A 20,123-nucleotide genomic window follows, 5' to 3' on the forward strand; every position below is an offset into this window, starting at 1 on the left:
CTGCGCGTGGGCGCCCCCGCGCCGAACGGCGCCACCTCGGTGCAGGAACTGGAGCAGGCGCTGCGCCCCGGCCCGCTGAGCGCGCAGTACCGCAAGATCCTCGGCACCCTCCGCGCGCCCCTCGTCACCGACCCCGCCCAGTCGGCGTACGGGGTGCGGACGTTCGAGGAGCTGACGGTGCCCGACGCCTGGCTGCCGCGCCCCAACGGCCTGCCCGCGCGCGTCTTCCTCGTCGCGCAGGCCGGCCTCGACGGCCACGCCCGGCTGCGCGAGGGCCGGCTGCCCCGCGCCGCCGGCCAGGTCACCGCCCGGACCGCCGAGGTCGAGGGCGCCGTCACCACTCAGACCGCCAGGGCCCTGCACGTGCGGGTGGGCAACGTCCTGCACGTCCCGGCCGTCGAACGCGACCCGCTCGTCGTCCGCATCACCGGCATCGTCGAACCGCGCAGCCCCGAGGGCGCCTACTGGTCCGCCGACAGCCTGCTGCGCAGCCCGACGCTCAAGCCCGTGCCCGGCGGCGGCGCGGACCCGCTGCGCTACTGGCTCGGCACCGTGCTCCTGCCGCCCGAGGCGGCCCCGGCCCTGCTCGGCACGCCCGGCGTCCCGCTGCGCTACTGGCAGTTCGCCCCCGACACCGCCGCCCTGCACGGCCGGGACGTCACGGAGCTGAAGTCCTCCGTCGCCGCCCTGGAGGCCGGGCCCGGCCTGCGCGAGGTGCGCACCGCAGTCGACCCGAACGCCGACGCCGACACCGACCTGGACACCGTCCTCACCTCCTACGACGGCCTCAGCTCCGGCGTCGCCCCGCTGGTCGCCGTCGCCGCGTTCGGCACCGGCACGGTCGCCGCCGTCATCCTGGCCATGGCGGGCGGCCTCGCCGCCGACCGCCGCCGCTCCGAACTGGCCCTGCTGCGCGCCCGCGGCGCCTCCCTGCGCGGCATGGCGGGACGGCTGCTCGCGGAGACGGCGGTCGTCGCCGTGCCCGCCGGGGCGCTCGGCCTGCTCGCCGCCGTCCTCGCCGTGCCCGGCGGCCGGCTGCTGCCCGCGCTGGCCGCCGCCCTCGCGGTCACCGCCGTCGGCTGCGCCGCCCTGCCGCTGCGGGCGGTGGCCGCGCACCGCGCGGTCGGCGTCCCCACCGGCCGGCAGGACGTCGCGGCCAGGCGCCCCTCCCGGCGCCGTACCGTCGCCGAACTCACCGTGCTCGCCGCGGCGGCCGCCGCCGTGGAGACCCTGCGCCGGCAGGGCGGGGACGGCGGACAGCTGGTGTCCGCCGCGCCGGTGCTGGTCGGCGTGATCGCGGCCCTGGTGCTGGTCCGGCTGTATCCGTGGCCGCTGCGCGCTCTGGCCCGCCCGGCCGGACGGCTGCGCGGCCTGGTCGGCCCGCTGTCCCTGGCCCGCGCCGGCCGCTCCTCCGCCTCCGCCGTGCTGCCGCTGCTGGCGCTGCTCACGGCCCTGACCACCGCCGCGTTCGGCGGCTCCGTGCTGGCCGGGGTGCGCGAGACCCGCGACCACGCGGCCCTGCTCACGGTCGGCGCCGACGCCCGCGTCGAGGCGCAGACCACCAGCGTGCTGCCGGCCGGCCTGGCCGAACGCGTCCGCCCGGTGCCGGGGGTGCGCTCGCTGACCGAGGTCAGCATCTCCTACCAGGCGACCGCCGCCGACAGCCCGGCCACGCTGCCGGTGGCGGGCGTGCCCCCGGCCGACTACGCCGCCCTGACCGCCCGCACCGGCCTCGGCGCCTTCCCCGCCGCCGCCCTGCGCGCACCCACCGCCTCCGGCGCCGTCCTGCCCGCCCTCGCCTCCCCCGCCGTCGCCCGCACCTACGGCACCCGGCCCTTCCCGGTGCGCCTGGACGACGGCAGCACCGTCAGCGTGCGCATCACCCTGGTGCGGGACCACACCCCGGCCGTGCCCGGCGAGCGCTTCCTGGTCGTGGACCGGGGCGCGCTCACCGCCGAGGCCGCCCGGCCGGCCGCACTGCTGCTGACCGGCGAGCGCATCGACGCGACCGCGCTGCGCCGGGCGGCCGGCGGTACGGCGGGCGTCCAGCTGCGGTCGGCGGTGCGCGCCGGGTACGTCGACTCGCCGCTGCAGTCCGGCGCGGAACGCGTCTACACGGCGGCGGTCCTGGCCGGGGCCGGATACGCCGTGCTCGCGCTGCTGCTGTCCCTGCTGCGCGCCGCGCCCGAACGCATCGCGCTGCTCGCCCGGCTGCGCACGATGGGCCTCACCCGGGCGCAGTCCCGCCGGCTGCTCGTCCTGGAGTCCCTGCCGCAGGCCGTCCTCGCGACAGCCGGCGGCGCCCTGACCGCCTGGGCGGCGATCCGCCTGCTGGCCCCCGGCATCGACCTGACGACGATCGCCCTGGCCGCCGACCCGTCGGCGGGCCCCACGGCCGCCCTGCACACGGACGCCCTGTCCCTCGCGGTGCCGGCACTGGCGGTCCTCGCGGTGGCGGTGGGCGTCGCGACCGTGCAGGCGTGGTGGGCGGGACGCCGGGGGACGGTACGGGAGTTGAGGGTGGGGGACGCGCGGTGAGCGGCCGTCTCCCGGCGCCGAGGCCGCCGTATGCCGAAGAACGTCGAGCGCGCGAGACCGTGAGGACGAACGCCCCGCGCAGGAGGCCATCATGACGACCAACCCCACCCTCGCCGACCTGGCCACGCGGGCCGCCGAGGCCCGCAACACCCCCGCCTACGGCCACGACGCCCTGATCACCTGCGACCGCCTGGTGCGGATCTTCACCGCGGACGGCGTCGAGGTCCAGGCGCTGCAGGGCCTCGACCTGCTCGTCCGCGAGGGCGAACTCATGGCCCTGGTGGGCGCGTCGGGCAGCGGCAAGTCCACGCTCATGAACATCCTCGCGGGCCTGGACACCCCCACCGCCGGCGCCGCCCGGGTCGCCGGGCACGACCTGCTGGCGATGACCGCCAAGGACCGTCTGGCCTACCGCCGGGAGACCGTCGGCTTCGTCTGGCAGCAGACCTCCCGCAACCTGCTGCCGTATCTGACGGCGGCCCAGAACGTCGCCCTCCCGCTCCAGCTGAGCGGCAACCGCGTCCACCGCGGCCGTCGCGCCCGCGCCCGACGCGCCCTGGAGCTGCTGGAGCTGCTCGGCGTCGCCGACTGCCGCGACCGCCACCCGCACCAGATGTCCGGCGGCCAGCAGCAGCGCGTCGCCATCGCCGTGGCCCTGGCGTGCGACCCGGCCGTGCTGCTCGCCGACGAACCCACCGGTGAGCTGGACTCGCACACCGGGGAGCAGATCTTCGCCGCGTTCCGCACGGCCAACGAGCAGCTGGGCACGACGATCGTGATCGTCACCCACGACCAGGCGGTGGCCGGTGAGGTGCGCCGCACGGTGGCCATCCGGGACGGCCGCACCTCCACGGAGGTGCTGCGCCGCAGCGAGGTGGACGCGACGACCGGCCACGAGACGGTGGTGGCCCGCGAGTACGCCATGCTGGACCGCGCCGGCCGCCTCCAGCTCCCCGCGGAGTACACCGCCACGCTGGGCATGCGCGACCGGGTGGCGCTGGAACTGGAGAGCGACCACATCAGTGTGTGGCCGGACCAGGAGGAGAGGTGAACCGCGCGGCTGGGCGCAAGTGGGGAAGCGAGGTGAACGCGGGCGTCAGCGCACGCTGACGCCGAGCGCCCCGAGCCCCGCCGTGCGCACCGCGACCGAGCCGTAGGCGGTGCGCAGCCGCAGCCACGCGCCCGAGGAGAACAGCGCCGGTTCCTCCGCGTCCCGGCCGGGCCGCAGGAACCCCAGTGACTGCGCGGCGTGCACGACCCGCACGGGCAGCCGTGTCTCACCGACCGTGCGGGACCAGATCTCCCGCCCGAGCCGGTCCAGTTCGGCGCGGGTGCGCTGCTCCGGGGCCAGCTCCTGGGTACGGGTGCGGAACTCGGCGACGGCCGCGCCGACCAGGCCGGACAGTTCGCCGGCCCGGGGCAGCCCCGGCTCGCGCCGCCAGCCGCCGCGCGGGGGCAGGACGCCCGCCCACGGCGGACCGGTCACGGCGGCGGGGACGGCGGCCGTGGCGCCCGCCTCGTCGACGGACTCCAGCAGCTCGCCGGCGGAGACGGTGACGTCCAGGGTGACGTCGAGCCCGTGCTCGTACGGCTTGGCCAGCCGGACCGCGCGGATGGCCAGCACCTCGAACGACGGCGGCCGCCCGAACACGGCCAGCGCGGTGCCCGCCGCCTGCAGGCGCACCGCGGCCGACCGGTCGTAGTGGAGCAGCCGGGAGAGGAAGGCGGCGAGGTCCGCCGCCTCCGTCTCGTCGGCGAGGTGCAGCACCGTCATGCCGCGACGGCCTCCTGCTCGGACGCGTCGTCCAGGTACTGCTGAAGGAACTCGCGCTCCTCCGGAGTGATCCGGCGCGGCCGCTGGGCCTCGAAGTCGAACGGGACGATCACGGTCGAGGCCCGCACGTACACCAGGTCCTCGTCCTTCACCTCGTAGGAGACGGTGAAGGACGCGGCCCTGATCTGCGAGACCCACAGCTCTACGTCCACGGGCGTGGGCCGGTGGACGAGCTGCCGCTTGTAGTCGATCTCATGGCGTGCCACGACGGACCCGTCCTTGGACTCCTTGCCCCGGCGGGACAGGAAGTCGATCCGCGCTTCCTCCAGGTAGCGCAGGAAGACGGCGTTGTTGACATGGCCGTAGGCGTCCATGTCCGACCAGCGCAGCGGGCACGGGTAGATGTGGCGCAAGATCGATCAGCCCCGGGTGAGCTTCTTGTAGGTCGCGCGGTGCGGACGGGCCGCGTCCGGGCCGAGCCGCTCGATCTTGTTCTTCTCGTACGACTCGAAGTTGCCCTCGAACCAGAACCACTTGGAGTCACCCTCGTAGGCGAGGATGTGCGTGGCGACCCGGTCCAGGAACCACCGGTCGTGGGAGACGACGACGGCGCAGCCGGGGAACTCCAGCAGCGCGTTCTCCAGGCTGGAGAGCGTCTCGACGTCGAGGTCGTTGGTGGGCTCGTCGAGGAGCAGCAGGTTGCCGCCCTGCTTGAGGGTGAGCGCGAGGTTCAGGCGGTTGCGCTCACCGCCGGAGAGCACACCGGCCGGCTTCTGCTGGTCCGGGCCCTTGAAGCCGAACGCGGACACGTACGCCCGGGACGGCATCTCGACCTGGCCGACGTTGATGTAGTCCAGCTCGTCGGAGACCACGGCCCACAGCGTCTTCTTGGGGTCGATGTTCTCGCGGCTCTGGTCGACGTAGGAGATCTTGACGGTGTCGCCGACCTTGATCGAACCGGAGTCGGGCTCCTCGATCCCCTGGATCATCTTGAACAGGGTCGTCTTGCCGGCGCCGTTCGGGCCGATGACACCGACGATGCCGTTGCGGGGCAGGGTGAAGCTGAGGTCGTCGATGAGGACCTTGTCACCGAAGGCCTTGCTGAGGTTGTTGACCTCGACGACGACGTTGCCCAGGCGCGGGCCCGGCGGGATCTGGATCTCCTCGAAGTCCAGCTTCCGCATCTTGTCGGCCTCGGCGGCCATCTCCTCGTACCGGGCGAGACGGGCCTTGGACTTGGCCTGCCGCCCCTTGGCGTTGGAGCGAACCCATTCGAGCTCTTCCTTGAGCCGCTTCTGCCGCTTGGCGTCCTTCTGGCCCTCGACCTTGAGGCGGGCGGCCTTGGTCTCCAGGTACTTGGAGTAGTTGCCCTCGTAGCCGTGCAGACGGCCGCGGTCGACCTCGCAGATCCAGCCCGCGACGTTGTCCAGGAAGTACCGGTCGTGGGTGACGGCCACGACGGTGCCCGGGTACTTGGCCAGGTGCTGCTCCAGCCAGTTCACGGACTCGGCGTCGAGGTGGTTGGTGGGCTCGTCGAGGAGCAGCAGGTCGGGCTGCTCCAGCAGCAGCTTGCACAGCGCGACGCGGCGCTTCTCACCACCGGAGAGGTTGGTGACGGGCCAGTCGCCGGGCGGGCAGCCCAGGGCGTCCATGGCCTGCTCCAGCTGGGCGTCCAGGTCCCAGGCCTCGGCGTGGTCCAGCTCCTCCTGGAGCTTGCCCATCTCCTCCAGCAGCGCGTCGGAGTAGTCGGTCGCCATCAGCTCGGCGATCTCGTTGAACCGGTCGAGCTTGCCCTTGATCTCGGCGACACCCTCCTGGACGTTCTCCAGGACGGTCTTCTCCTCGTTCAGCGGGGGCTCCTGCAGCAGGATGCCGACCGTGTAGCCGGGCGAGAGGAAGGCGTCACCGTTGGACGGCTGCTCCAGCCCCGCCATGATCTTCAGCACGGTCGACTTACCGGCGCCGTTCGGGCCGACGACGCCGATCTTCGCTCCGGGGAGGAAGTTCAGGGTGACGTCGTCGAGGATCACCTTGTCGCCGTGCGCCTTGCGCGCCTTGCGCATGGTGTAAATGAACTCAGCCAAGAGAAACCGTCCGGCAGCTTGAATCTGGCAGTGGGCAGATACACCCCATCTTGCCTGACCGCCAGCCCTGGGGGGAAACCCGTTCCGTCCGGGGGCTGTGACCTGGGGGTTCGCTGGTGGTGGGCGTACGACCTTGACGTGTACCGATTCTTAGGTGAGCCTTACCTAAACTTTACTGTGCGTGTTCTGGGAGTTTTCTGTGTCCGTGCTGTCCTCCGAGTCGCCCTCGTCCCCGCAGGCCGCCCCCTCCGGGCGCCTGGGGCTCTACGACACCTGGTGGACAGTGGCGGCCGCGTCGGTCGCCGCCGGGCTGGGGCTCGCGGCCTGTGCCTGGGTGTCCCTCCACCTGCGCGTGGACGCGACCCTGCACACCGTCGCCCTCTTCGCTCACCTGGCCTTCCTCGTGCTGGGCTTCGGGGCCGTGCTCGTGGCCGACTACCACGCGCTGCTGTTCCTGACCCGCCGGTGCTCCCTGCGGGAAGCCGTGCACGGGGCCGGACGCCTCCACGTGCCCATCTGGACCGGCCTCGTCGGCCTGGTGGCCAGCGGCGTGATGCTCCACCCCGACCTCGGCTCCCCGCTCACCCGGGTCAAGCTGGGCCTGGTGCTCGTCCTCACCCTCAACGGCCTGCAGGCCGGGCTGCTGAACCGGCGCCTGGTCCAGCAGCCCGCCACCGCGCCCGCCCCGCGCCTGCTGCTGCGCGGCGCCGCCACCGCCCTGGTGTCCCAGCTGTGCTGGTGGGGCGCCGTGGTCATCGGGTTCAACAACAGCCGGCACTGAGGCCGGCGGACTCGGGCGTCAGGGCAGCAGCTCGGGGTTCAGCGCGAGCGCGCGCAGCTGCTCACGGGTGAGCGGGTAGCCCTTCATGACCGGTCCCAGGGAGCCCTTGCCGAGGAAGCCCGCGGAGTCCTGGACGGTGACCATCGTGCCGCCCCTCAGCACCACGCGGGCGTGCAGTGAGGCGCCGTGCATGATGCCGCCGGCGTCCTTCCACGGGGCATGCCTCCACAGGTTCAGGAGCCCGCCGTCGGGCAACTTCTCGGTGGTGCACTGCTCGATTCCGTCCTTGCGGGACGGCGTGCGGCTCCCGGCGCACAGGTCGACCGGGACGCCCTTGCCGCCCCGGAACACGTGAACCGAGACGTACCCGGTGGCCCCGCCCCTGGTGACGGCGTAGTCCCCGTCGTACGGGCCCTTCCCCTTCGTCGTCTTCGGTTTCGTCCCGGTCATCAGCTGCTGCAGCGAGACCTTCCTGATCTTGCCGACGTCCCCGGGCAGAAGCTTCTCGATGCCCGCGCCCTTCGTGCCGGGCGTGGCGGCCACGCTCCGCTGTCCGCCGTCACCCGGCAGAGCGCCGGAGCCGAGGACGCCCGCGGCGGCCACCGCGGCCACCGCGCCGGTCATCGCCGCGCGCCGCCGGCGCCGTACCCGCCTCACCGAGGCGAAGACGGACTCACTGCCCCGCCCCACCGGCACGGGTACATCGTCGACGGCCCGGCCGAGCAGCTCGCGGACCTCTTCCACCTGGTTCCTGTCGCTCATACGTGTTCCTCCCGCACCGCGGCCCGCAGGGCCGCCAGTCCCCTCGCCGTGTGGCTCTTGACCGTGCTCTCCCGCATGCCGAGCAGCTCGGCGGTGGCGGCGACGCTGAGGTCCTCCCAGTAGCGCAGCACCAGCACCGCCCGCTGTTTGGGCGCGAGCCCCGCGAGAGCGGCCCGCACCATCAGCCCGGTGTCGTTGTCCGGCAGCGGCTGCGGCGCATCGGGCAGCTCGCCGTACGCCCGCTCGCGTCGCCAGAACCGGCGGCGCCCCGCGATGAAGGTGTTGACCAGCGTCCTGCGGGCGTAGGCGTCCAGGTTCTCCAGCCGCCCGTGCCGACGGGCGCCCAGCACCACCTTGACCAGCGCCGTCTGGACCAGGTCCTCGGCCTCGTCACGGTTGCCGCACAGCAGGTAGGCGCTGCGGAACAACGCCGTGCGTCTGCCCTCGACGAAGGCGTGCAGAGCCGCTTCCCCTCCGCGCGTCATCCGTCCCCCTTCCCCGGTCCTCCGGTGACCGTCTCACCCCTTTCAGTGCCGTGGCGGGGTCCCCAGGACGCAGCGGAGGCGGTACGAATTTCTCGTACCGCCTCCCACACAGCCGGGTGTGCCGGTCAGCCCTGGTCCGCCTCCCGGCGCCGCAGCAGCACCAGGACCGCGCCACCGATCACCACCAGGCCGATGGCCGAGCCCGCGATCAGCGGGGTGAGGGTCGAACCACCGGTGTCGGCGAGGTCGGTGGGACCGCCGGAGCCCGAGGAGCCGGCGGTGCCGGTGGAGCCGCCCACCGTGGCCGGGCTCGGCTCGGCGACGGTCTGGGTGGAGAGGGTGGTCGTGCCGCCCCGCGTCCTGCAGTCCAGGACCCCGGTGAACCGCTGTGACAGGCCGGCCGCGCCGGTGATCGTGACGTCGTAGGGCTGGTCCTCCTGCAGCGGCATGGTCACCGTCCGGGACGCACCGGCGGGGACGCTGTGCGCGGTGCCCATCAACTCGAAGGTAAACGGCTGGTCACCCCGGTTCACCGCGGTGATGTCCACACCGCCCTTGACGCAGTCCTCCTTCGCGGACAGCGCGGGTATCGGACCCCGAGCGGCCCAGGTCGCGCTCGCCGTCGCGGAGACCGTCGACTCGCTGGACCCGGCGAGGATCTGCGTCTGGCTGCGGCTGTCGGAGGTGAACGCCCGGCCGACGGGGACGGTGGTCGACGCCTGCACGGTCAGCTGTGCGGAGCCGGCCGCGGCGCCTTCGGGCACGGCGAAGAAGAGCTGGGTGCCGTCGGCCGCGGTGATCACCGGCTTGCCGTCCTTGCCGACGATCCGCACCCCGCTCATCGCCGCGTCCGCGGGCGGTGACACGGCCACGCCGGCCGCGCCGGTGCGCACGGTCACCGGGCCGAGCAGCTCACCGGGGTGACCGGAGACCGCCGGCGGGTCCAGGGTCAGCGAGGCCGCCGGCTCGCTCGTCTGCCGGGCGCTCTTGAAGAGGTGGTCGGCCAGCTGCTCCGCCTGCGGATCGACCGCGTCGACGTCCACCCCGTCGGAGTAGCGCCAGATGGCCACCTGGGTGCCGGCCGCGGCGTCCTGCTCGGTGAGGCCACCGTGGATGCCGGCCGCCTCGGCCAGCGCCGCCAGGTCGTTCACCTGCGGGTAGGAGTGCTGCAGGATCCAGCGGATGCGCCCCGCGTCCTTGTTGGCGCCGAGCGAGGTGCCGCTCCACGGGGTCTCGTGGTACTTGGCGTCCCGCTGCGTCGGGTTGTACAGGTCGACGCAGTACGTCTGCAGGGTGCCGCCGCCGTCGACGGACATCTCGAACAGACCCGCCGACACCTGCTGGTCCTGGCCGCCGTCGTGCACGACCGCGGCGCCGAAGGTCTTCAGACCGCCCATCGTCGCGCCGGCCCCGGCCCGGCTCTGCGGCGGCGCCTCGCCGGCCGAGGCCGGTCCCGCCGCGGTCAGCGCACTCGCCGCGACGATCCCGGACACCAGCGCCACGGCGGCGAGCCGGCTTGTTCCTCGCCCGCGCACGGACCGCGCCGTGGGCGCGGCGAACGAACACATCACAGCAATTCCCCTTCGCGCAGGACCCGTTGACGTGGGGGGTACGCGGTCCCACCAGCAGAATCGGGAGCCCCGAGAGCTCTCCCGCATCCTAGGGACGGCGTCACACCGGCATTCACCGTCCCCTTGTCGCAGCCATGATCCGACTCGTAATCGTTATCGCACACACCGGCCGCGAGCTGGGCTTATCGACAAATCCACCGGATGGTTCGGTATGCATGGGCCGATAAGCCGCAGTCATCGCGACCTCGGGCACTTGCTGACATCACGTCACAGCGGCTGCCACGGCGGGCTGTTGGGGCTCCTCCCGCCGAGGGGTCTCCCACTCGGGCTCGGGCCCGGCGTCCGTCCGGGGCGGCTGCCCGGTGGCCGGCTCCGGCCGGGTCGCCCGCTTGAACGCGGAGGTACCCCGTGCCAGGTCGTGGCCGATCGCCACCGCGTCGACGTCCGCGGAGGTCCAGCTCGGCTGCCCTTCCCTGGTCTCCGAGCGCACCTTCAGCCGGCCCTGCACGATGACCGGGTCGCCCACGTTCACCGAGGCGGCGACGTGGGCGGCGAGCTGCCGGTTGGCCCACACCGTGAAGAAGCTGGTGTGCCCGTCGGTCCAGGTGTTCTTCTCCCGGTCCAGATAGCGCGCGGTCACCGCCAGCCGGAACCGCGCCGACGCCCCCGACGCCAGCTCCCGGAACACCGGCTGCGTCGCCACGTTGCCGACCGCGCAGATCATCGTCTCGTTCATCGTCGTTCCCCTCCCGGGTGGGCGTACGGGCCCGTCCCGTACGGCCGCGTCCGGGCGCGGCGGCGGGGGCCACGCCCGGTCTCCGCCGCGCCGTACCGACGACCGCGTCCGCAGCGGTCGCCCTGTGCGACGACCGCATCCGCAGCAGTCGTCTGTGCGGCAACCGCGTCCCTCGCGGTCGCCGCACAGCCAGACTGCCGCTGTTCGGCCGGGCCCGCTGAGCGCTGTGGATCACCCACGGACTGTGGAAAACTCCGCCACCCGCACGGGTGAACCGTCGCCCCGCAGCACCTCACCCACCCACACTCGCAGGTTCCTTCCCCCGCTCACCGCCCGGCCGTCATCCCCACCCCCGTCACCCGGGCGTACTGCTCGCGCACCTCCTGGTACCGCAGCAGCTCGGCGGCGAGCGGATCGAGCACCCGGCCCCGGCCGCACGCGGCGGCCGCCTCTCTCAGCCGCCGTTCCGCCTCCTGCCCGTAGCGCCGCGCCGGACCGCGTGCCGCGATGCGGCAGCCCCACTCGATGAACGGGCCGCCGACGATCCCGCACACCATCAGCAGCACCGGAACTCCCAGGTTCGGCGCCATCACCCCGACGATCTGCCCGGCCAGCCACAGCCCGCCGACGATCTGAAGGAGGGTCATGCACGCCTGCGCCAGCACCGCCACCGGCCACCAGCCAGGACGCGGCGGCCGTCCCGGCGGCAGCCCGGCCCGTGCCGCCAGCTCGTCCAGCGCCTCGGGCAGCCCCTGCGCGCCGCGCACCGCCGCCTCCCGCACCGCCTGCGCCCAGGGCACGGGCAGCCCCGCCGAGGCCTGGTCGGCCACCGTGCGCACCGCGTGCTCCACACGCTGCCGGGCCGTGGCCTCCTCGTCGGGCTGCGAGCGCAACGGCAGCCGGCCCGTCGGGGGTTCGCGACGGTCCTGGTACCAGCGCCACAGCCGCAGCCAGGGCGTCCCGCAGGCCCGGTTGGCGTTGCGCAGCCAGGCGCGCTCGGCCGCGTCGCCGGCGGCCGTGGCCCCGACCGCGTCCGCGAGCCTCGCGGCGAACTCCTCGCGCGCCTCCTCGGTCAGCCCGGGCCGCCGCCGCGTGGCGTACACCGGCCGCAGCCCGGCCGCGGCGGCGTCGACGTCGGCGGCGATACGACGGGCGGCGGCGCCCCGCTCGGCCACGAACTGCCCGAGCGCCTCCCGCAGGTCACCGACCCCCTCGCCGGTGAGCGCGGACAGCGCCAGCACGTTCGCGCCCGGTTCGCCGTACTCGCCCAGCGCGATGCCGTCCTCGTCGAGCAGCCGCCGCAGATCGTCCAGGACCAGGTCGGTGGCCTCGCCGGGCAGCCGGTCGATCTGGTTGAGGACGACGAACATCACCTCCGCGTGCCCCGCCATGGGCCGCAGATAGCGCTCGTGCAGCATCGCGTCGGCGTACTTCTCCGGGTCGACGACCCAGATGACGGCGTCGACCAGCTTCAGGATGCGGTCCACCTGCTCGCGGTGTTGCACGGCGGCCGAGTCGTGGTCGGGCAGGTCGACCAGGATGAGCCCGCGCAGCTGCTGCTCGGAGTCGGCGCTCTGCAGCGGGCGGCGGCGCAGCCGGGGCGGGATGCCGAGCCGTTCGATGAGGCCGACGGCGCCGTCGCTCCAGCTGCACGCGATGGGCGCGGCGGTGGTCGGCCGCCTTACGCCGGTCTCCGAGATGGGGACCCCGGCGAGCGCGTTGAACAGCTGCGACTTGCCGCTGCCGGTGGCGCCCGCGAGCGCGACGACGGTGTGCTGCCCGGAGAGCCTGCGCCGCGCGGTGGCCTCGTCCAGGACACGGCCCGCCTCGGCGAGGGTGCGGTTCTCCAGGCGGGTGCGGGAGAGACCGACGAGTTCGCGCAGCGCGTCCAGCCGGGAGCGCAGCGGCCCGTCGTACACCAGTGGTGCGACGCTCAGCGGACCGGGCGCCCGCGGTTCGAGCGGCGTCTGCTCGGCGGCGGTGGCCTCGGTCACGCGCCGTGCGATGAGCCCGTCGTCCCAGACGCCGACGGCCTCGCCTTCGCCCCGGCCACCGTCCTCTTCGCCGCCGGAGGCGGCGGACCGGCGCTCGGCGGGGGCACGATCGGCGGGGGCAAGATCGGCCTTGGTGCGGTGCTCGCCCGCTCCGTCGCCCGACGACGACGCGCGTCCCCCGGACGGGCTCTCCGTACGCCCCGCGGGCACGCGCACGTGCTCGCCGCCCGTCGGCGACGGCACGGACGGGACGTCCTCCCGGTCACCGTCACCGGTGGGCACCCCGTCGGCCTCACCGGCGCCGTCCTCCTCCCCGTCCGCCTCGGAGACGTCGTCGCCGACTTGCTCCAGCACCTTCTCGACGCCCCCGCCGGACGGCGTCCCGGCCCCGCCGGCGTCGGCGCCCTCGGATGAGCATTCCGCACCACCGGAGGCCTCGTCCCCCAGAAGCCCCTGGTTCCCCTGTGTCCCCAGGCTGCCCAGGCGTTCCTCGTCATCCACGGCTCTCTCCCCTGGGTGCTCGGGGTGATCGGTGTGCTCCGTTTGTTCCTGGTCAGTGACGGCGGTCACCGGTCACCTCTCCTTCTGCAGTACGGACAGCGCGGCGATGAGTTCGGCCTGCGGCTCGGCGTCCACGTCGAGTTCGTCCAGCGGCGCCAGCCGGCGCTCGCGTTCGCGGTGCAGCACCCGGTCCACGTGTTCGGTGAGCAGCCGCCCGCCCCGGTCGCGCAGCCGCAGCGCGCCATGGGCGCCGATCCGCTCGGCCAGGCCCTCCCCCGCGGGGCGGGCCCGCCGGCCGCCGAGCAGCGCGGTGGCGACGAGCGCGGCGATCATCTCCGGGTCGGGCGCGGCGCTGCGGTCCAGCTCCCGCACCTCTTCCTCGGCGTACTCCTCCAGCTCGCGCCGCCACCGCCGTACCGCGAGTCCGATGCGGTGCTCGGCGCTGTCCGGGGAGGTGTCGCGGCCGACGAGTTCGGGGGCGGCGGCGGCCGGTTCCCGGCGCCAGGCCTCGTCGATGCGCTCGTCGGCGGCGGTCACGGCGCACAGCAGCAGGGTGGCGAGGCTCTCGACGAGCGCGTCGAGCAGTTCCCCGGCGGTGCAGTCGAGCGGGAACGCGCGCCAGCGCTTGAGCGCGTCGCCGGCGAGGACGGCACCGGACTGCAGCCGGCCTCGCACGCGCGCGTGCTCGGTGTCGTAGGCGCCGTCGATGGCGGCGGTCAGCCGCAGGGCTGCGGCGTACTGCTGCGCGGCGGCGGCGGCCAGTTCGGGCATGCGCGACTTGAGGGAGTCGAGGATGCCGTGGGCGGTGCGGGCCACGGCCTGCCGGCGTGCGTTCGCGTCCTGGGTCTGGTGCACCAGCCAGGTGCGCAGCGAGGCGACGGCGGTGGCCGGGAGCAGCCCGGCGCCCCAGGCGGACTCGGGCAGTTCGGGGACGGTGAAGCGGGGTACGTCGCCGAGGCCGGCCTTGGTCAGCAGGGCCCCGTACTGCCGGGAGACCTCGGAGACGACCTGGTGGGGCACCCGGTCCAGCACGGTCACCATGGTCACGTCGTACTCCTTGGCCGTGCGCAGCAGATGCCAGGGCACGGCGTCGGCGTAGCGGGCGGCCGTGGTGACCATCACCCAGATGTCCGCGGCGCAGATCAGCTCGGCGGCCAGGACGCGGTTGTCGGCGACGAGGGAGTCGATGTCGGGGGCGTCGAGGAGGGCGAGGCCGGGCGGCAGGGTGTCGGCGGTCTCGATGCGCAGCACGCGCGGGGGGCTGTCACCGGGAAGGAGCAACTCGTCGTCGCCGGGTTCCTGATGGGGCACCCACACCCGGGTGAGGTGGGGCAGGATCCGCGTGCCGCTGAACCAGTGATGGTCTTCCGGATGGCAGACCAGCACCGGGGTCCGGGTCGTCGGCCGCAGTACGCCCGCCTCACTGACGCGTCTGCCCACCAGGGAGTTGACGAGCGTCGACTTTCCGGCGCCGGTGGACCCGCCCACGACGGCGAGCAGCGGCGCGTCGGGTTGCCGCAGGCGGGGCACCAGGTAGTCGTCGAGCTGCGCGAGCAGTTCGTCGCGGTTGGCACGCGCGCGTGGGGCTCCCGCCAAGGGCAGCGGAAAGCGTGCGGCGGCGACACGGTCGCGCAGGGCGGAGAGTGCGTCGAGCAGCTGAGGCCGTACGTCCAAGGTCACCACATGCGAAGAATGCCCAATTTTAGGGGAATTCTGAAGCATATGAGCATGTCTGCGCGCCGATAGAACACAAGGGACGGAAGGGATGAGCGGGACATGAGCACAGCCCAGGCATAACGAGTGCACAACACCCGGCCCGCGAGGCGCCAAAACCGCTGCACGATTCGCACCTGCCTGCGATTATCGGGACCGCTTCACCGAACCTCCACACCGAGCCACGGAGGCGAAGCGACAGGGTCAAGGAACCGGGAGCCCTATCCTTGTCCCCGGCAACGGCGGCCCGACCCGGGCCCCACCACCGAGGCCACCAACCCAGGCCCCCGTAGCTCAGTGGATAGAGCAGGCGCCTTCTAAGCGCTTGGCCGCAGGTTCGAGTCCTGCCGGGGGCGCATGTCTCCGCCCTCCCCCTGGGGAGGGCTTTTTGCTGGTCAGAGCTGGTGCGGGGCGGCACGGCGAAGCCCCGGGCGCCCTCTAGATGATCAAGGGCGGGATCCGGGGCTGTACGGCTGTCACCGGGTTTTCGCGGGTGGCTCTGTCGAATACGTGTCGAAGTTTTGGGCCGGGGTCAGCCGGCGCCGCGTACCTCAGGAAGATCGCCCGCGGCTTCGAGCCGCCGTTTCAGGTCCGGAAGCTGGCCATCGATGCATCGGGCGTACGTGGCGAGGAGCACCACCACGCTGTTACCGGCCCACTCAGCGACCTGGGCGGGCGGGATCCCGTCGTTGAGCCACTTCGTGAGCCGGGTGTTGCGGTTGTCGTACACCCGGCGCCCGGTGGGCGACTCGTAGACGTGCGGGGGCAGTACAGCCTTGCGTGCGCTCCGCCACGCCCGACGGATGACGGATCCGGCGAGGATGCCGCCAGACTCACCCTGGAAGAGCAGATCACCCGGCTGGAGCTGTTCGTCCTCGATGTGCTGCCGCAGGATCCGAGTCAGGGCCGGGTGCCCCGGCACGGTACGCGTCTCGCCCTCCGCCCGGCCTTTCAGGTCGCGTTGCTCGTGGATCTCCCCGGTGTCGGTCCACTGCTTCCCGACCTCAGGGGTCGCGGTGTGGATCAGCAGCTCGCACCACTGGTCGTCGGCGTCGGGCTCGGGCAGCGTGACGTCCTCGACGCGCATGGCCACGGCTTCCTCGGGCCGGGGGCCGCAGTAGTACAAGGTGGCGAAGAAGGCGTGCAGCCGCTTTCCGCCGCGCGGCCGGCGCCGTATCCAGTCGAGGATGGCCGCCGCCTGCTCGGGATTCAGCAGGGACCGCTTGTCGACGGCGTTCGTGGTCTTGGTGACGGCCGTCGACTCCTTGCCCTTGGGCAGGGGGTTGGTCCGGAGGATGCGCCGCCGGATCGCGTACTTCATGGCGACATTGAGGATCCGGCGGTTGCGCTTCCGGGACCAGGCCGCCGCCTGCTTGCCGTCGAGGCGGGTATCGATAGCGCGCAAGACCTCGTCGACCTTCTCCGGGTCCTCCCACGCCGAGACGGGTAGGGAGTTCCGCTCGACCCAGCGGAGGATGTCCACGACGTCTCGGGGCGCCTGCGGGCGTCGGTTCGTGTTGAAGGCCCATTCACGCAGAGCGGTGCGTACAGCCACGGGGGCGAACGCGGTGGGCTGGGCCCGCAACAGCGCGATGGTGGTCGCGGTCAGGGTCTTGGCGAGGTTCTTGCGGCTGTTGCCGCCGAGTTGCGACCAACGGGCGTCCACGTACTCGACGGCGAACTTGTACCAGCTCATAGCCGCCGACTTGGAGCGGTGGGAGACGGGAAGGCCTGTGGCAACGACGAAGGCTTCTCCCTTGCCCGTCGCCCGGATCAGCTCGGAGCGGAAGCCTTCAGCGAGCGCGACAGTACCGAAGGGCTCGCGCCAAGCCTTGCCTGCGACGACCCAGCGCACGGTGTACGTCGTCTTCCGAGCGCCCTTGTACGTGAGGATCTTGTAGACCTTGACGTCGTACGTCGTCTCCATCAGGCGGCGTCCTCACGGTCGTCGAGCCAGTGTTCGAGGTCGCTGCGCCGGATCCGGAGGTCGCCGTTCGGGAGCTTGATGCAGCGCGGCGCACGCCGCTTGGCCCGCCAGTCGTAGAAGGTCGAGCGTGAGATGGCCAGTTCCTCGCAGACCTCCGCGAGGGTGAGCATGTTGCGCGACCGGACGGCCGTGGTCATTCCGTACTCCCTTCGCTCAGGAGGGCTTCGCGGGCGGTTTCGCGGTTGGTCTGAAGGTCGCGGGCGATGGTCGCGGCGAGGGCTGCCTCGCCCGGCGTGTGCCCGTGGCCGGCGTACTGCCAGTCGGCGAGGACGAGTACGGTGTCCGGCTCTCGGTCGTCGAAGCCGAAGGCGTCCCGCTCCTGGGCGGCCCGGTAGTCGGCGCGTTCCTGGCGCAGGGCGCCGAGGGTGGTGGAGTAGGTGCGCGACTTGGACGAGAAGTGCCCGCGGAAGCCGAACATGTGAGCCCAGGCCCAAAGGCGCCGGTCCGGGTAGAGGCTGTCCAGGTCACGGCACGCAGCGATGAGCCGACGCGTGTGATCGGGGACCTGGTGGCGGTCGAGTTCGGAGAGTTCGCCGATTCGGCGGTCAAGAGTGCCGGTGTTCTCGGCGGCCTTGGTCGCGTACTTGGCGACGTAGGAGGCGACGGCCTGTTCGGTGATGTCGGAGCCGTCACCGAAGGCCTTCACGGGCCGTACGTCGAGCTGGGTGCCCCAGCGGAAGGTCCGGGCCGGTTGGTCCGCGGCAGCCGGGACGGAGACCGACGTGTAGGAGTGGGCCGCTGCCGCGCAGATGGCGTCGCTGAGGAGGTCGACGGTGGCCCAGGCGGGCGGCGGGGTCTCCGGGCCTTCGGGGCCGTCGAGTCGTATGACCGCGTGGAAGTGCAGGGCTCCGCGCTTCTGGAACTCGGCGACCTTGCCGTAGGAGACGCGGCAGTGGTCGGCAAGCTCCCGGCGGGAGAGGCCGGCGCGGGCGGCGATCTCGCGGCGGAGCCGGGTGGTGAAGCGCTGCCAGAGCTGCCCGGCGTGGTTGTTGAACAGGACCGCGCCCGCGTAGTCGTACGTCTCTGGGTCGAGAGCGGTGCCGAGGACCGGGTCGTCGGCGGGGTGGCGGGTGCCGCAGCGGCAGGTGCCTCGGTCGGGTCGGTTGTGGACCGGGCCGAAGGACGGGGCGGTGAGGGTGGCGAAGACGCGGGGGTGGTCGCGGACGGTCGTGGGGATGTCGCGGCGGTCGTCTCCGGCGAGGCCGGCGCGGATGAGGTGGTAGGTGTCGCCGGCGTAGGTCCAGGCGCAGGCGGGGCAGCGGGAGGCGCGGCGGTTGCCGCAGGCGAGGCGGAGGCGGCCGCCGGGCTCGTTCTCGGTGGAGTAGTGGTGCAGGGTCTCGCCGGTGGTCTTGTCCTTGTGGAGCACCCAGCCGCGCAGGTGGATGGGGTCGGAGCAGCCGCCGGTGCGGCGGACCTGGTCCTCCCACCGGCTGTAGTCGGAGGCCGAGGCGACTCGGAGCACGTCGCCCAGGGTGATCGGGTCGAGCAAAACGTCTGGCGTGGGCGCACTCGGTGTCGCGGATGAGGCGCGGTAGGCCATGCTGGGTGTTCCTTCCGGTTGCGAGATCGGATAGGGACGGCGCCCGGGCGGCGGATGCTTGGCGGTATCGAGGCCGCCCGGGGGCCGGTCAGCGTCGCTTGGTGTCCGCGTGGACGAGCGAGCGGATCACCAGGGTGCAGATGGCGAGTGAGGCGCCGGTGATGGCGACGGCCAGGAGCATCGAGACGAGGACGGCGCCGACGACCAGGACCACGGCGGTGCCGCCGCCGACGAGGGCGAGCGCGGTGCCGGGGGTGAGCTGGACCGTGGGCCGGGACGGCGTTGCAGGCGCCGGGGTGGCCGGCGGGGGCGGGGCGCTCGGGGTGATGGTGGTCGGCTCGACGACGGCGGGCGGGTTGGTGAGGCCGGTCGGCGTGGGCATGGTGGGGATCTTCGGGCGGAGCATCGGTGATCTCCCTTCGGGCGGTTACTTGATGAGGCTGTTGATCGCAGGGGCCAGGACGCTGTCGGCCAGGAGGAAGCCGCCGAGGAGCAGCACGGCGATGAGCCAGGCGGGCGGGCGGATGAGCTTGACGCCGAGGTAGCCGACGGCGAGGAGCGCGAACCAGAGCGGGACCTGCATGGCGGTTGCCTCCTAGCGGACGCGGCAGCGGTGAGTGCGGGCGGCGAGCTGGGCGGCGGTCTGGCTGGTGTAGTCGGCGGACCAGCCGCAGCCGTCGGAGCTGCACACGGCGGCGTGCTTGGTCTGGCCGTTGCGGTCGCGGTGGGTACCGATCTGCACCGGGCCGATCCGCATCACGGAGTGGAAGTTGTCGCGGGCGGGCATGGCTGGTGCTCCTTCCTGGTCAGGCGAGGTGGGCGGCGATGGCGTCGGCCAGGTGCGGCGGGACGCCGAGGCGGGCGCGGAGAGTGTCGGTGTCGATCGGGGAGCCCGTGCGGATGCGGTACTCATCGGCGACCTTGCGGGCGTGGTCGACGAGGACGGGGGGAACCGCGGGGGACGGGGCCGGAAATGCCGGGGGCTCGTCGGCTCGCGGGGGCTGGGGCTCGTCGGTTGCGGGAGCCAGGGGTTCTGGTTCGGGCTCCGGAACAAGGTCCGGCTCGGGGACGGTGGCCGGCTCGGGCTTGGATGCCGGCGGTTCCGGCTGCGTTTGGTGCTGGTGCTTGGCGGAGTGGGCGAGCAGGGTGCCGCCGAGGAAGGCCAGTGCGGGCCATCCGGCGATGCCGAGGCGGAGCAGGGCGGGCGGGTCGGCCAGGTCGAGGAATCCGGCGGTGGCGACGTTGGCGCCGAGCGAGGCGAACAGGGCGATGAGGAACCAGGACCAGGCGAGCCGGGAGGGTCCCTCGCTGCGGAGCCGTCGCCACGCGGCGACCAGGAGCAGGTCGACGCTGACCGGGTAGGCCCATGCTTTCCAGCCGTCCTGTCCGGCAGCGGCGGCGAGGTCGTGCAGGTGGGCGAAGGACAGGGCTCCGGCAATGACGGCCTGCACCAGGACGGCGTCGACGCGCAGGCCGGGTCGGGTGGTCATCAGGAACCCTCGGCGGCGGTGTCGGGCGGCTCGGGGAGCGAGGCGGCCAGCGAGGGGCTGACGGCTTCGACAAAGTCGAGGTCAGCGCCGTTCGTGTCGGCGTAGAGGGCGAGTTGGCCGAGCAGGAGCACGGTGCGGGCGAAGTCCTCGCAGTCGGGGCACATGGC

20 protein-coding genes and 1 tRNA gene are annotated in these 20,123 nt (G+C 73.1%); 4 read left to right on the plus strand and 17 right to left on the minus strand.

Going from position 1 to position 20,123, the window contains the following annotated elements; genetic code table 11:
• The coding region (locus C3489_RS38840; protein ID WP_181139886.1) for an FtsX-like permease family protein at positions 1-2,538 on the plus strand (2,538 nt) is incomplete at its 5' end.
• 91 nt (positions 2,539-2,629) lie between these two features.
• Positions 2,630-3,589, plus strand: coding sequence for an ABC transporter ATP-binding protein (locus tag C3489_RS28135; RefSeq protein WP_103784891.1), 960 nt, complete (start codon positions 2,630-2,632; stop codon positions 3,587-3,589).
• A 45-nt stretch (positions 3,590-3,634) separates the two neighbouring features.
• On the opposite strand, the gene C3489_RS28140 is transcribed toward C3489_RS28135, so the two are convergent.
• From C3489_RS28140 to ettA, 3 genes are read right to left on the minus strand one after another with little or no spacing between them, the layout of a single operon-like run.
• Entirely contained in the window at positions 3,635-4,312 is a 678-nt protein-coding gene (locus C3489_RS28140; protein WP_103784892.1) for a hypothetical protein, read from the minus strand.
• Positions 4,309-4,725: a thioesterase family protein gene (locus C3489_RS28145; RefSeq protein ID WP_103784893.1), complete on the minus strand. Its 417-nt coding sequence runs from the start codon at positions 4,723-4,725 to the stop codon at positions 4,309-4,311. Before C3489_RS28145 ends, C3489_RS28140 begins: the two co-directional genes overlap by 4 nt.
• A 6-nt stretch (positions 4,726-4,731) precedes the next feature.
• A complete protein-coding gene (gene ettA, locus C3489_RS28150; protein ID WP_103784894.1) occupies positions 4,732-6,396 on the minus strand; it encodes an energy-dependent translational throttle protein EttA in 1,665 nt (554 codons plus the stop codon).
• Positions 6,397-6,595: 199 nt separating this feature from the next.
• Here ettA and C3489_RS28155 point away from each other — a divergent pair, with 199 nt between their 5' ends.
• Positions 6,596-7,177, plus strand: a complete 582-nt coding sequence (locus tag C3489_RS28155; RefSeq protein WP_219821989.1) for a hypothetical protein — start codon at positions 6,596-6,598, stop codon at positions 7,175-7,177.
• Positions 7,178-7,195: 18 nt separating this feature from the next.
• On the opposite strand, the gene C3489_RS28160 is transcribed toward C3489_RS28155, so the two are convergent.
• From C3489_RS28160 to C3489_RS28185, 6 genes are all read right to left on the minus strand, one after another.
• Positions 7,196-7,939, minus strand: coding sequence for a hypothetical protein (locus C3489_RS28160; RefSeq protein ID WP_103784895.1), 744 nt, complete (start codon positions 7,937-7,939; stop codon positions 7,196-7,198).
• On the minus strand, positions 7,936-8,424 hold the full coding sequence (locus C3489_RS28165) for a SigE family RNA polymerase sigma factor (protein WP_103784896.1): 489 nt from the start codon (positions 8,422-8,424) through the stop codon (positions 7,936-7,938). The genes C3489_RS28160 and C3489_RS28165 overlap by 4 nt, the downstream gene beginning before the upstream one ends.
• A gap of 125 nt (positions 8,425-8,549) precedes the next feature.
• Positions 8,550-9,992: a TQXA domain-containing protein gene (locus tag C3489_RS28170; RefSeq protein ID WP_103784897.1), complete on the minus strand. Its 1,443-nt coding sequence runs from the start codon at positions 9,990-9,992 to the stop codon at positions 8,550-8,552.
• Between the two features lie 265 nt (positions 9,993-10,257).
• Positions 10,258-10,731, minus strand: a complete 474-nt coding sequence (locus C3489_RS28175) for a single-stranded DNA-binding protein (RefSeq protein WP_103784898.1) — start codon at positions 10,729-10,731, stop codon at positions 10,258-10,260.
• 326 nt (positions 10,732-11,057) lie between these two features.
• Positions 11,058-13,079, minus strand: coding sequence for a YfjP family GTPase (locus C3489_RS28180; protein WP_374936786.1), 2,022 nt, complete (start codon positions 13,077-13,079; stop codon positions 11,058-11,060).
• Positions 13,080-13,298: 219 nt separating this feature from the next.
• The gene (locus tag C3489_RS28185) at positions 13,299-14,909 is read right to left on the minus strand and encodes a dynamin family protein (RefSeq protein WP_103784899.1); all 1,611 of its coding nucleotides are present in this window, start codon (positions 14,907-14,909) and stop codon (positions 13,299-13,301) included.
• Between the two features lie 313 nt (positions 14,910-15,222).
• Here C3489_RS28185 and C3489_RS28190 point away from each other — a divergent pair.
• A tRNA-Arg gene (locus C3489_RS28190) sits at positions 15,223-15,295 on the plus strand.
• A gap of 176 nt (positions 15,296-15,471) precedes the next feature.
• Here the strand turns inward: C3489_RS28190 and C3489_RS28195 are convergent.
• From C3489_RS28195 to C3489_RS38845, 8 genes are all read right to left on the minus strand, one after another.
• Positions 15,472-16,866 (minus strand): site-specific integrase, encoded by a 1,395-nt coding sequence (locus C3489_RS28195; RefSeq protein WP_103784900.1) that lies wholly within the window; start codon positions 16,864-16,866, stop codon positions 15,472-15,474.
• Positions 16,866-17,063 (minus strand): AlpA family transcriptional regulator, encoded by a 198-nt coding sequence (locus tag C3489_RS28200; RefSeq protein ID WP_103784901.1) that lies wholly within the window; start codon positions 17,061-17,063, stop codon positions 16,866-16,868. Before C3489_RS28200 ends, C3489_RS28195 begins: the two co-directional genes overlap by 1 nt.
• Complete coding sequence (repSA, locus tag C3489_RS28205; RefSeq protein ID WP_103784902.1) at positions 17,060-18,466, minus strand: replication initiator protein RepSA; 1,407 nt, start codon at positions 18,464-18,466, stop codon at positions 17,060-17,062. The genes C3489_RS28200 and repSA overlap by 4 nt, the downstream gene beginning before the upstream one ends.
• A gap of 88 nt (positions 18,467-18,554) precedes the next feature.
• Positions 18,555-18,872, minus strand: coding sequence for a SpdD-like protein (locus C3489_RS28210; protein WP_103784903.1), 318 nt, complete (start codon positions 18,870-18,872; stop codon positions 18,555-18,557).
• Between the two features lie 21 nt (positions 18,873-18,893).
• On the minus strand, positions 18,894-19,049 hold the full coding sequence (locus tag C3489_RS28215) for a hypothetical protein (protein ID WP_103784904.1): 156 nt from the start codon (positions 19,047-19,049) through the stop codon (positions 18,894-18,896).
• A 12-nt stretch (positions 19,050-19,061) separates the two neighbouring features.
• Entirely contained in the window at positions 19,062-19,253 is a 192-nt protein-coding gene (locus tag C3489_RS28220) for a mobile element transfer protein (protein WP_031098944.1), read from the minus strand.
• A gap of 19 nt (positions 19,254-19,272) precedes the next feature.
• Positions 19,273-19,956: a DUF2637 domain-containing protein gene (locus tag C3489_RS28225; protein ID WP_103784905.1), complete on the minus strand. Its 684-nt coding sequence runs from the start codon at positions 19,954-19,956 to the stop codon at positions 19,273-19,275.
• Complete coding sequence (locus C3489_RS38845) at positions 19,956-20,120, minus strand: hypothetical protein (protein WP_181139888.1); 165 nt, start codon at positions 20,118-20,120, stop codon at positions 19,956-19,958. The genes C3489_RS28225 and C3489_RS38845 overlap by 1 nt, the downstream gene beginning before the upstream one ends.
• Positions 20,121-20,123: the final 3 nt, after the last annotated feature.

The sequence above is a fragment of the Streptomyces sp. Ru71 genome, assembly GCF_002920535.1.
Lineage (GTDB): Bacteria > Actinomycetota > Actinomycetes > Streptomycetales > Streptomycetaceae > Streptomyces.

Coding starts and splice junctions, on each gene's coding strand:
- C3489_RS28210 (WP_103784903.1), bottom strand. CDS start 18,872: ATGCTCCGCCCGAAGATCCCCACCATGCCCACGCCGACCGGCCTCACC.
- C3489_RS28225 (WP_103784905.1), bottom strand. CDS start 19,956: ATGACCACCCGACCCGGCCTGCGCGTCGACGCCGTCCTGGTGCAGGCC.
- C3489_RS28170 (WP_103784897.1), bottom strand. CDS start 9,992: ATGTGTTCGTTCGCCGCGCCCACGGCGCGGTCCGTGCGCGGGCGAGGA.
- C3489_RS28165 (WP_103784896.1), bottom strand. CDS start 8,424: ATGACGCGCGGAGGGGAAGCGGCTCTGCACGCCTTCGTCGAGGGCAGA.
- C3489_RS28215 (WP_103784904.1), bottom strand. CDS start 19,049: ATGCAGGTCCCGCTCTGGTTCGCGCTCCTCGCCGTCGGCTACCTCGGC.
- C3489_RS28200 (WP_103784901.1), bottom strand. CDS start 17,063: ATGACCACGGCCGTCCGGTCGCGCAACATGCTCACCCTCGCGGAGGTC.
- C3489_RS28195 (WP_103784900.1), bottom strand. CDS start 16,866: ATGGAGACGACGTACGACGTCAAGGTCTACAAGATCCTCACGTACAAG.
- C3489_RS28135 (WP_103784891.1), top strand. CDS start 2,630: ATGACGACCAACCCCACCCTCGCCGACCTGGCCACGCGGGCCGCCGAG.
- C3489_RS28140 (WP_103784892.1), bottom strand. CDS start 4,312: ATGACGGTGCTGCACCTCGCCGACGAGACGGAGGCGGCGGACCTCGCC.
- C3489_RS28160 (WP_103784895.1), bottom strand. CDS start 7,939: ATGAGCGACAGGAACCAGGTGGAAGAGGTCCGCGAGCTGCTCGGCCGG.
- C3489_RS28175 (WP_103784898.1), bottom strand. CDS start 10,731: ATGAACGAGACGATGATCTGCGCGGTCGGCAACGTGGCGACGCAGCCG.
- C3489_RS28220 (WP_031098944.1), bottom strand. CDS start 19,253: ATGCCCGCCCGCGACAACTTCCACTCCGTGATGCGGATCGGCCCGGTG.
- repSA (WP_103784902.1), bottom strand. CDS start 18,466: ATGGCCTACCGCGCCTCATCCGCGACACCGAGTGCGCCCACGCCAGAC.
- C3489_RS38845 (WP_181139888.1), bottom strand. CDS start 20,120: ATGTGCCCCGACTGCGAGGACTTCGCCCGCACCGTGCTCCTGCTCGGC.